8 protein-coding genes and 1 pseudogene are annotated in these 11,456 nt (G+C 37.8%); 8 read left to right on the top strand and 1 reads right to left on the bottom strand.

Annotated features, from left to right (window positions below; all coding sequences use genetic code 11):
* The 8 genes from ACFING_RS08140 to ACFING_RS08175 form a co-directional block, all read left to right on the top strand.
* On the top strand, positions 1–1,775 hold a 1,775-nt coding region (locus ACFING_RS08140), incomplete at its 5' end, for a DUF637 domain-containing protein (RefSeq protein WP_375630399.1).
* Between the two features lie 64 nt (positions 1,776–1,839).
* Complete coding sequence (locus ACFING_RS08145) at positions 1,840–2,418, top strand: SMI1/KNR4 family protein (protein ID WP_375630400.1); 579 nt, start codon at positions 1,840–1,842, stop codon at positions 2,416–2,418.
* Positions 2,406–2,711 (top strand): hypothetical protein, encoded by a 306-nt coding sequence (locus ACFING_RS08150; protein ID WP_375630401.1) that lies wholly within the window; start codon positions 2,406–2,408, stop codon positions 2,709–2,711. Before ACFING_RS08145 ends, ACFING_RS08150 begins: the two co-directional genes overlap by 13 nt.
* Positions 2,708–3,289 (top strand): SMI1/KNR4 family protein, encoded by a 582-nt coding sequence (locus ACFING_RS08155; RefSeq protein WP_375630402.1) that lies wholly within the window; start codon positions 2,708–2,710, stop codon positions 3,287–3,289. The genes ACFING_RS08150 and ACFING_RS08155 overlap by 4 nt, the downstream gene beginning before the upstream one ends.
* Positions 3,290–3,341: 52 nt before the next feature.
* A complete protein-coding gene (locus tag ACFING_RS08160) occupies positions 3,342–3,815 on the top strand; it encodes an SMI1/KNR4 family protein (protein ID WP_375613701.1) in 474 nt (157 codons plus the stop codon).
* Positions 3,812–4,399: an SMI1/KNR4 family protein gene (locus ACFING_RS08165; RefSeq protein ID WP_375630403.1), complete on the top strand. Its 588-nt coding sequence runs from the start codon at positions 3,812–3,814 to the stop codon at positions 4,397–4,399. The genes ACFING_RS08160 and ACFING_RS08165 overlap by 4 nt, the downstream gene beginning before the upstream one ends.
* A gap of 52 nt (positions 4,400–4,451) precedes the next feature.
* Complete coding sequence (locus tag ACFING_RS08170) at positions 4,452–5,030, top strand: SMI1/KNR4 family protein (RefSeq protein ID WP_375630404.1); 579 nt, start codon at positions 4,452–4,454, stop codon at positions 5,028–5,030.
* A gap of 99 nt (positions 5,031–5,129) precedes the next feature.
* Positions 5,130–7,751: a DUF6990 domain-containing protein gene (locus ACFING_RS08175; protein WP_375630406.1), complete on the top strand. Its 2,622-nt coding sequence runs from the start codon at positions 5,130–5,132 to the stop codon at positions 7,749–7,751.
* Between the two features lie 873 nt (positions 7,752–8,624).
* Here ACFING_RS08175 and ACFING_RS08180 read toward each other — a convergent pair.
* Positions 8,625–11,456 (bottom strand): annotated as a pseudogene (locus tag ACFING_RS08180) (type ISP restriction/modification enzyme); the annotation flags it as partial.

Raw genomic sequence — 11,456 nt, forward strand, 5'->3', positions numbered from 1 at the left:
ACAAAAGCGCTGTGGCTCTTGTCAATAATCGCGGCAATATTGCCGGTGCCTTGCATGAGCTTGGCTCTTCAAAGAATATTCTCAGCATTGTCTCGTCGATGTTGACAGCAGGCTTAACCAGCCAACTAACCGAAATGGCTGGTGTTGGACAATCTTTGCCCAAAACGGCTCCTCTGGTTGATCGCATCACCCGTGAGGCGGAAAAGAACTTGATCAAAGCCGCCATTGGCACAGGCGTTCAAACGGCTCTTGAGGGTGGCTCTCTTGACAAGAACTTTTTTAACAATCTGCGCATCGCCCTGTCTGATACGGTTGGCAAATCGTTGGCGGAAGAAATCGGTACCGCCAAGGCAGAAGGCAAAATAGATACGGTCACGCAGATCGTTGCCCACGCCGGTCTTGGCTGCTTAAAAGGCGCTGTTGCGAGCGGTGCTTGCACAGCCGGTGCTGTGGGGGGTGCTGTGGGTGAAGCAACTGCTATGCTCCAGTTTCAATTGTGGGTGCAAGGCATTGTGAAAGAGGAAATGGGGGATCTAAACGGTCGCACCCCAACTGCGGAAGAGGAAGCGCGTATAAACGCAAAGATTGATGCGCAGTTTGCTGACTTTAGAGACCACACCATTGATATTGCACGGGCTGCTGGGGGCGTTGCCGCTGCCCTTGCCGGTGGCAATGTTGATGCCGGCGCTGATGCCGCAGGTAATGCCGCTGAAAATAACTACCTCAGCAGTGCTCAAATAGCCCAGATGAATAAAGAATTAAAGGAGTGTCCTGACCTTTTATGTGAAGCAGAAGTGTCTGCGAAGTGGTCTGCGATTAGTACAGGGCAAGGTATAAGCTTTGGGGCTGGTATAGTAGCTGGTGTACCGGCTGAAATATACGATACGGTTGATGATTTTTGGCAACTAGCCAAACATCCCGAAGAGACTTTGAAAGCGCTCAAAGATTTTTTCAGCAGTGGTGAGATTTTGGCGACAATTGGTCAGACCCTTGGACAGTCCTATGTAGATCGCATTAATAAAATGAAGGAGGAATATGAGCGAGCCGGTGCTGGTGGATCCTTTAAAGCTGGACTTGAATTTGGAAAATTATTGACTGAAACAGCATCCCTAATGACAGGAGTTGCTGGAGCAGCCAAGGGAGGCATAAAGCTTGGCGAAAAGGCTTGGATTAAATTCATTGCTAGGAAAGATTTTGCCCAATTCGCTTCCAAGAAAAATCTTGCAGAACTTGCAGCTCAAGGAGATCCTGACAAACTTGCGGCGAGGAAAGAACTGACCAAACTTGCTGCTAAAGAAAAAAAGCTTTGGTTAAAAAAGAAACCCACTAAATTTACCGATAGCAAATTTGGACAGACCTACACAGTTTATCGGAGAGACGATTTGTTTGATCCTAACAGAATTTCTTACTGGATGGTAAAAGGGGAAACGGTATGGGGCACTAATATTGATAGAATGAAAGCAAGAAGAGCACCTATAGGATATGATGGTAAGTCTGTTGAGTTGCATCACCTAAATCAAACCCCTGATGGACCCTTAGCAGAAATGAGCCATGAATTTCATAAAAAATATACTTCTGTTATTCATGCTAATCCAAAAACACATCAATCGCTCATAGATAGAAAAAAGTTTGAGAAGCAGAGAGAGGAATATTGGTATAAACTTGGTAATGGGTATGGAGAACAAGAAAACAGTAATTTAGGAGGAATAATCAATATGAGATGGGGTATCATAGGTCTAGATTTTAACAGATGGGGACAGGAGCACCGGCAGTAATGCTCTACGATTGATGAAAAGAGAAAAAACAGAGACTTATAAAATAATTTATGGAGAATAATTGATGAAAACCTATACCTTAGATGATGTTGCAGTCTTAATTGATAAGGTTAATAAATATGATGATGATATTATCAATTTTGGTACTGAAAAAAATGCGGTTGATGATCTTGTGATTGAAAAGGCAGAGAAAGCTTTGGATTTAAAATTCACATCGTCTTACAAAGTTTTTTTAAAAAAATATGTAGGAGGGGAAATTGGTGGTGAAGAAATTTATAGCCTTTATGGAGATTGTGGGGAAGGTATTCCTGCTGGTGATATTGTTTACCAAAACTTACTCGATAGAAAACATGGTTTTGCGACACCAGAACAGCTCGTTGTGAGTTATGATCTTGATGAAACCTTTTATTTTGATTATACGCAGTTTCGGGATGGAGAATGCCCACTTTATGTCAGGCTTCCATCTGAAGATTGCGAATATTACGCCAGTAATTTTTATGAATTCCTTTGCAAAAGAATTAAAGTACACGTGGGAGAAGAGATACCTGAAGGTGATCAACCGATTGAAAAGATTGAGAACACTCCCACTCCGCAACCTATACCTTTTTACAAGAGCTTTTGGAAAAAACTATGGAAGAGGTGAAGTTGATAGAGGGAATATGGAGCGTTTATAACGCAAGTTTTGAGGATCATCCTGCTGGTGATATTGTGCATAAAAACTTATATCATAGGAAACATGGTTTTGCGACATTAGAACAGCTTGTTGTCAGTAGAACTGATTTTGGTGAGACATTTTACTTTGATTATACTCAGTTTCAGGATGGTGAATGCCCACTCTACGTCAAGATTCCATCTGGAGCGTCACATTATTATGCAAGTAATTTTTATGAATTTCTCTGTAAAAGAATTATGGAACATGCAGGGGAAGATTCATGAAAACCTATACCTTAGATGATGTTACAGTATTAGTTGATAAAGTGAATAAATATGATGATGAGATTATCAATTTGGGTACTGCAGAAAATGCAGTTGATGATCTACTGATTGAAAAGGCGGAGAAAGCTCTCGGTTTACAATTTACATCTTCTTATAAGAGTTTTTTAAAAAATTATAAAGGAGGAGAAATTGGAGGTTATGAAATCTGTAGCGTTTATAGGGATTGTGGAATAGGTATTGCTGCTGGTGATATTGTTTTCCGCAACTTAAATAATAGAAAAAGGGGTTTTGCGACACCAGAACAGCTTATCGTAAGTAGAACAGATTTTGGTGAGACTTTTTACTTTGATTATACGCAGTTTCGGGATGGTGAATGCCCACTTTATGTCATGCTTCCATCTGAAGATTGCGAATATTACGCCAGTAATTTTTATGAATTCCTTTGCAAAAGAATTAAAGAAAGCGTGGGAGTTGAGATACCTGATGGTGATCAACCAATTGAAAAGACTGAGAACACTCCCACTCCGCAACCTATCCCTTTTTACAAGAGCTTTTGGAAAAAACTATGGAAGAGGTGAAATTGATAGAGGAAATATGAAGCGTTTATAACGCAAGTTTTGAGGATCATCCATGAAAACCTATACCTTAGCTGATGTTGCACAATTAATTAATAAGTATCCGGATGTTATCGACTTTGGCACTGCAGAGGATGCACCTGATGATATATTGATTGAAAAGGCTGAGAGAACTCTTGGTTTACAATTCACCTCGTCCTACAAAAGTTTTTTAAAAAATTATGGAGGAGGAGAAATTGGTTGCGAGGAAATTTTTAGCATTTATGGTGTAGACTTTGAAACTGTTTATGGTGGTGACATTGTCTATAATCGCTTAACAGAAATGAAAAATGGTTTAGCAAAATCACAGCAGCTTGTTGTCAGTAGAACTGATTTTGGTGAGACATTTTACTTTGATTACTCTCAGTTTCAGGATGGTGAATGTCCGCTCTATTTTGAGGTAATATCTGGAGATCCCCTTTATTATGCAAGTAATTTTTATGAATTTCTCTGTAAAAGAATTAAGGACCATGCAGGGGAAGATTTATGAAAACCTATACTTTAGATGATGTTGCAGTATTAATTGATAAAGTGAATAAATATGATGATATTATCAATTTGGGTACTGAAGATGATAGAGAGAATGAAACAGATGATTTACAGATTGAAAAGGCGGAGAAAGCTTTGGGTTTGCAATTCACATCCTCTTACAAAGTTTTCTTAAAAAAATATGGAGGAGGAGAAATTGGTGGTGATGAAATATTTAGCATTTATGGAGATTGTGGGGAAGGTATTCCTGCTGGTGATATTGTTTACCGAAACTTACTCAATAGAGAACGTGGTTTTGTGACACCAGAACAGCTTTTCGTTAGCAGAACAGATTTTGGTGAAACCTTTTATTTTGATTATACGCAGTTTAGGGATGGTGAATGCCCACTTTATGTCATGCTTCCATCTGAAGATTGCGAATATTACGCTAGCAATTTTTATGAATTCCTTTGCAAAAGAATTAAAGAAAGCGTGGGAGCTGAGATACCTGATGGTGACCAACCGATTGAAAAGATTGAGAACACTCCCACTCCGCAACCTATACCTTTTTACAAGAGTTTTTGGAAAAAACTATGGAAGAGGTGAAATTGATAGAGGAAATATGGAGCGTTTATAACGCACGTTTTGAGGATCATCTATGAAAACCTATACTTTAGATGATGTTGCAGTATTAATTGATAAAGTGAATAAATATGATGAAGAGATTATCAATTTTGGTACTGAAGATGATGCAGTTGGTGATTTCGTGATTGAAAAGGCGGAGAAAGCTCTCGGTTTACAATTTACATCGTCTTACAAGAGTTTTTTAGAACATTGTAAAGGCGGGGACATTGGTGGTGAAGAAATCTATAGTCTTTATGATAATCCTATGGGTATTCCTGCTGGTGATATTGTTTTTCAGAACTTAAATGATAGAAAACGTGGTTTTGTGACAGCAGAACAGCTTATCGTGTGTGAAGCTGATTTTGATGAAACCTTTTATTTTGATTATACGCAGTTTCGCGATGGAGAATGTCCAATCTATGTTATGTATCCATTGGATAATTGCGAATATTACGCCAGTAATTTTTATGAATTCCTTTGCAAAAGAATTAAAGTACACGCGGGAGAAGAGATACTTGATGGTGACCAACCGATTGAAAAGATTGAGAACACTCCCACTCCGCAACCTATCCCTTTTTACAAGAGTTTTTGGAAAAAACTATGGAAGAGGTGAAATTGATAGTGAGGAAATATATAGTCTTTCTAGAGAGCCTAAGTATTACATAAGTAATTTTTATGTAAAAGAATTACAGATCATGCTGGGGGAATGATGATGCAAACCAAAGATGTCACAGAGATTTTAAAAAGACTGGGCTGGGAGCCTTATCGTGATAACGTGGGTGATACTTTTGCGCATTATCATCTTCCCGATCGCATTATTGGCATTGGCTATGGTGTAAAAAATTATGGAGAGAGAGGCAAAGAGTTTTTGCTTTCGGCTGATCTCACCACCGCTGCTTATTGCCTTGCTCGGGAATATTCTAGAGGTGAAAAATCACAGCGTAAATATGGAGATGTGCTGTTTTACGCGAAGGAGGATTTTAATGTTAAAGCTCCGGATCTTTCCGAAAGCCATATCACAACCGCTTTAAACAAAGTGATTGCATGGGCGCAAGCACAGGATATTGAAAAAAAGTTGTGCGAGGAAGCTACTAATCATTCTGCCGTTGCACAAGCATTACTTGGTGATATGGAGGCTTTAAGGAGTGATAGATCTACTCCAAAACTATCTGTGCCAGAATTTGCAGATTATAAAACAATGACATCGGATGATCGCCTGCTTTTTTTTGCGCAAGCCTATAAAAATGGGGGGTTGGATGATATTCTAACGCGCAAAAAAACCAAACAGCGCTCGATAAGCCTCACAGCAGCAATGCGCGTTCTCAAAACACAAGGGTGGTTTTCTACGGAGCCTAGAAAAATGTGGTTGATTTTGCCCGACCGCTTCATTCAATTTGATTTTGGTTTTATACGTCTCCATGACAATTACAATGTCCGTATTGAAGCTGAAATATCTAATGAAATGATTTCTGTCGCTTGCAATTGTATTCACTATAGTGAGGAATATTGGTGCGTTTCTCCTAAAAATATTTATAATTCTTTTAATACGATTGGGGGGGGGATTTTTAGTGGTTTTGGTAAAGGCATTGATATTTGTGTAGAGACATTAGATGAGCAAGAGCTTATCAAAATCTCTGAGCGGATAATACAGTGGGCGCGTGCCCAAGATTTACAAGCATCAATAGAAAGCAAAACACGTGTTCAAAAGTATAGCTACAATATACGTATAGTCTGGCATTTGGCTTGTTTAGCATTGACAGGTCAAATTGATGTCCTGAAATCTTATCAAAGTTTTTTAGAAGCAGGTACGATTTCTGAGATCTTGGATGACAGTGAAGTAGAGAGATATATTAACCATGCCGTTCAATTTGCTGAAGAATATCTGAAAATCCTTAATGAGCGAAAAGCCATAGATGATCGTCTTAGTTTACAAGATTTGTCTTTTCTTAATACAGTTTCTGAAGACTTAAAAAGGATGGACTGGACAGTCTATCGTGATAAAAATTACAATTGCAATGCTTATTTTATAAAGAAAGATCGTATCATTAATATAGTGTACGACCTTGATAAAAACGGAGAGACACCGCTTGTTACCTTCAAGGTTTCTCTTTCAACACTTGGTTTTTCTACAGCTTATCGATCTGTTTTCATCAATACTCCCCAATATACCGTTCTTAAAGAGTTAGAAGATATATATACTGTGTCTGGTAATGAAGTTGATGAAGGTAAACTGAAGCAGATCTGTGCGGATATTTTGTGTTGGGCTGATCGACAAAATGTTAATCAAATCATCTATGATTATGCGGCTTTGCCAACAAATAGTGAATATGATCTTATAATACGCCATTTTATTGCGCTTATTCTGATTGGAGATGTTGAGAGGCTTAAGTTTTATAAAGAGAATTTTAGAAAGGGAAACTCTTTAAGCTTTGTGGAAGGTATCACGAAATATACGATTGACAACGCTCTTACTCTTGCACGGGGTTATCGAGCGGGTTTTCCAAAAAATGCTCCGATTTTGTCCCTTGATTCCCAAACAGCATCTGTTGTTTCCAAAACTATTGCTGTTGAGGCGACAGAGGAAGCGGATGACACTGATGATCGTCTCACCATGGAAAATGCTCATACACTTTTAAAAAGTTTAGGCTGGTCAACCGAGAAAATCAATGAGAATGACCATATGGCAAGCTATCAATTGGCTGATCGTGAAGTAGATATTCTTTATAACGACGAAATTGCCAAAGACTACCCGCAATTTGATAGCGCCTTTATGATTAGCACGGGCATTCTTTCCACCGCTTGTAAATTCATTGATCCTACCCACACGGAAGATATTCCAGATATACAGCTTAATTTTGAAGCAAAGGGGTTAGAAATCTTTGAACCAGAAGTTACTGCGGATCGCTTAAAGCAAGCACTTGATGACGCGCTAAAATGGGCGGTAACAGACATTGACCTTTCTAAAAGACTTCGCTCTGATTATGGCACTGCTCCTTGGCAACGGGATGCAACGTCTAAAGCAGATGATACGGATTATGCTTTGCTTCATCTTGGCGCTCTTGCTTTATTGGGTGATGTTGAGACCTTACAATCTTATCAGCAAAGCTTTACGGCAGGTGATCACCTAGGCTTTGACGAAAGCATCAACAAAACCCACCTTGAATGTGCATTAGCTTTAGCCAAAGAAGTAGCAAAAACCAAACAACTGAGCTACGCTTTAATTAAACAGGTGGCAAAAAAGCTTGATGATCAACAAGAGGTTACCAGCAAGGAGCAACCCCGCTCGTGGAAAGAGAAAATAGTCAATTTTATCGGAAAAAAAGACAAGAAATAGCACCTAAAAAATATCGAAAAGATTTCAGAAATTTAGAAAATAAGACGCGCTCCAAAGCCTTGATCACTAGTTGAGAAATTCAACAGTGGTGTGGCTCTGATCATGGTTTTGGTGCAAGATTTAAAGGAAATAACCTATTATTTCATAGATTATCAAAATCTCTTTTAATGGGCTTTTGTCTATTTTATCGGTTATGTCAGTTTATTTAACAGACGAATCTTATGATTTTAGTGAATGATTAAAATGTGCTTTATGAAAAGCATATGATCCTTTAAGCCTTTCAAAAGAAAGGGATTATAATCATAATAGATGCTATCAAGACCATTATGGTTATGAGTTTTGGAGGTTTAGGGGGTTTTGGAGGTGCTTTTTACGCTCCCCCTTTACATATTTTTCAATAAAAAATAAAAGTCATTATATTTCAATAAGTTAATCTTTCAAATAAACAACCTATATTAAACACAAAACATAAATACAATCTTTAATATATATTTAAGAGGGTTTTGTAGGTGTTTTGGGGGTTTGAGAAACATTCAAAACCTATAAGTAATATAAGAAAATGAATATACATAACTCTCTTTAAACAAAGCTTCTGATAACAATAAAGCACTCATTTTAGATTACGGTATAACCTCTTAAAGGCAATGTAAAAGAAGCGTATTCACTTTAAGATGGGATTTCTTAAAAGTCTTAAAGCAATCAAAATAAGAGTATTTAAAAGTGCAAGTTTCTTCTTTTTAGAATAATGCATATAAACATTCCTTTTAAAGATTGTATGTAAGCAATTTAACAAGAGAGGTATAGATTATATGGTTATAAGACCTTATACCCCTTATGCGTTTATCATACCCATTATATGAGCATCTTTATAAGTTATTCAGTTTCTCTTAATACCAATTTGGGTAAGTTCTTAACGATTTTCATGGTTTCTAAACTTACCGTAATAACCCTTTGAAACAACTCCAATGGGTAAGCAGGGTTGCCAACGGTTTCAACAGCATAGCGATTGGCATCATTCACAATACCACTCTTTTTATCAGTCTTTACACATTGACGCTCCATAACCCATTCAAGAGCGGGCTTGCCATTGACGATATACTCATAAACTTCAAGAGGGATATCTGTCATAATGATATTGCTGTTATAAATAACTGTAGATTTATCCTTTTCCTTACTATTCTTAATTTTTGCGAATTTCATTTCTGTAACGTAATAGAATTTTTCGGGATTAGAGATCTCTGTTTGTTTTGGATTACCCTTTTTAAAGGTCACTGGATAAGGCTCTACAGTTTCATAATTCACGTGCAAATGACCGAGTTCACGCCCTGCTGTTACGAACTTCCAAAAATCTTCAGCGCTTTTTACACAAGGGATGCGAGGCAATTCTTTAGAGAGGTTATCAGCATAACGAGCACGATAATCTTCCGAATGTAACAATCCGTAGACGTAATAGAACAAATTATCTTTAGTGATTTTTTCATTCGGATAAGCCGCTTGAAAATGGGCTAATCCTTCATCAGTAATGGCATCACGCCTCTGTAAACCAACTGTGTTACTTTCTTCTGTAGAATTCGCAAATAAATGAGATTGTTTTTCATTTTTGTCTCTTGAAACCGGAGCATCTTCATAGAAATATCGTGGAAAGCATTGACTAGCATTCATCACACCTAAATCAGGCAAATTCTTAGTCATAAGTGCAGAAAAGCCAACCATTGCTCCTATGCCTGTAACTTGTATGATTTTATTTTCAACCGCTTTCTCCATTGGGAATATACGCGGCGTTTGGTAAACTCTCTCATTGAAAGTACGATTATAATAAAGCCACTGTCGTGTAAAAGGGCGATATAAACTTTGCGTGAGGCATGCATCTTCGAATTTAAGAATTTTTCCTCTTACCAATTCTTGTTTAACATTATGGCTCCAGCTAATCTTGCTCTCATCTGCATTGATGAAATTGTTTACAGCATTTGCACGTATTTTATGATCAGCATGTGGATAGGCATCATTAAAACGTTCTACTTCGCTATTATAGAAAGTAATCATATTATGCATATTATTTTCTAAAATCTTATAGCTTGAGTTATATGCCCAAGCATCACGGTTTGTTTTTAGACCACAGGAATAAATTTTAAAGAGCTTTTTATCATGTCCTTTTTTAACACCTATAGCTAAAAATTTTTTAAAACTGTCATCACGTTGCTTTATCCAATCCCCATGCTTATCCGGTGTAATTATTTGCCAACCTTGTTTACTCCGTGTAATACCATCAATGCTTTCAAGGGATTCAATCATTGTAAGCTTTTCTTGCCTCGTGAGATAGTCTCCAATATCACGAAAATATATCTTACCACGCTGTTGTGCATTTGGATTTTTTACGAGAATAGAGATAGCTATGGGAGCACGAGATCCTTCACCAAAAATTCCACCACTTTCTTTCTTACGTTGTTCTCCAGAAGTCCGAGCATTTCCCCGTAAATGGAAAATATAAAGGCTGCTAAATTCCTCAACGAGGCATTTTCGTAAACCATCCATAGAGTGCCCACTAACAAAGCTTGCGTTTGTGACAAAACCAATAATACCATGGTCTTTTATACGGTCACTTGCCCAGCGGATAGCACGGATATAACTGTCATAAAGTGCTCGTATATTGGTTACTTTCGATTGAGCAGCATAAGTTTCACTGATCCGTTTATCTAAAATAGGATAAGAAGTATTCTTTGCATTATCGTTTTCGCTCTTTTGCCCCACGGAATAAGGAGGATTGCCGAAGATAACTTCAATATTGAGGTTTTTCTGAAGTTCTAAATATTCACTGTTTTCCTCTAATAAACCTTTCATCAAATCTTGTTTTTCCAGCATCCGGAATGTATCGGTTAAACCAATATGTTTGAAAGGAATATACTCTCCTTTCTTCAAACTATGATAAGTCGATTCAATGTTAATGGCTGCTATGTAATAGGCTAGTAAGACAATCTCGTTGGCATGGATATCATGACGGAATTTGTATTCCATATCCTCTGGTTTTATGAGCTTTGATTGTAAAAGCCTTGTGATAAAGGTTCCCGTTCCAGTGAAAGGGTCAAGAATAGAGACTCCACGTGACCCCAAGCTTTTTCCAAACTCATTACGCAACACATCATCAACAGAATGAATGATAAAATCCACGACCTCAACGGGGGTATAAACAATCCCAAGCCTATCCGTTGTCTTCTTAAAAGCTTTGGTAAAAAAATCTTCGTAAAGCTTGATAATAAGATTTTGTCTTGCCTGTGGTTCGGTAATGCCAGAGGCACGGAACTTTACGCTGTCATAAAACTCTTGTAATTCTTTGGATTCTTCCTCAATATTGGTTTTGTCGAGTTCTGTTAAGATTTTTTCCATTGCTTGCGAAATGGCATTGTTTTGCACAAATTCATTGCCCTCAAACAAGGCTTCAAACACGGGACGCGTGACAAGATGTTGCGCTAACATCTCAATCGCTTCTTCTTGTTTTATCTCGCTGTTTAAGTTGTTTTTTAATTCCTTATAAAACGCATCAAAGGCATGATAAGCTTCGCTTGTTTGATCAGAAAGCATAGTTTGAAGGCGTGTGATATGGTTTTGTGCAATCTCAGCAATATTGCCAGCTCAAATGCCCCAATAATCACTCATAGTAGATTTTTTAACAATCAGTGTTTTGAGAGCATTGGGAAACTCAACAAAAAA

Source organism: Bartonella sp. AP150HLJHH, from assembly GCF_042196385.1.
Taxonomy (GTDB): Bacteria; Pseudomonadota; Alphaproteobacteria; order Rhizobiales; family Rhizobiaceae; genus Bartonella.

Coding starts and splice junctions, on each gene's coding strand:
- ACFING_RS08145 (WP_375630400.1), top strand. CDS start 1,840: ATGAAAACCTATACCTTAGATGATGTTGCAGTCTTAATTGATAAGGTT.
- ACFING_RS08150 (WP_375630401.1), top strand. CDS start 2,406: ATGGAAGAGGTGAAGTTGATAGAGGGAATATGGAGCGTTTATAACGCA.
- ACFING_RS08155 (WP_375630402.1), top strand. CDS start 2,708: ATGAAAACCTATACCTTAGATGATGTTACAGTATTAGTTGATAAAGTG.
- ACFING_RS08160 (WP_375613701.1), top strand. CDS start 3,342: ATGAAAACCTATACCTTAGCTGATGTTGCACAATTAATTAATAAGTAT.
- ACFING_RS08165 (WP_375630403.1), top strand. CDS start 3,812: ATGAAAACCTATACTTTAGATGATGTTGCAGTATTAATTGATAAAGTG.
- ACFING_RS08170 (WP_375630404.1), top strand. CDS start 4,452: ATGAAAACCTATACTTTAGATGATGTTGCAGTATTAATTGATAAAGTG.
- ACFING_RS08175 (WP_375630406.1), top strand. CDS start 5,130: ATGCAAACCAAAGATGTCACAGAGATTTTAAAAAGACTGGGCTGGGAG.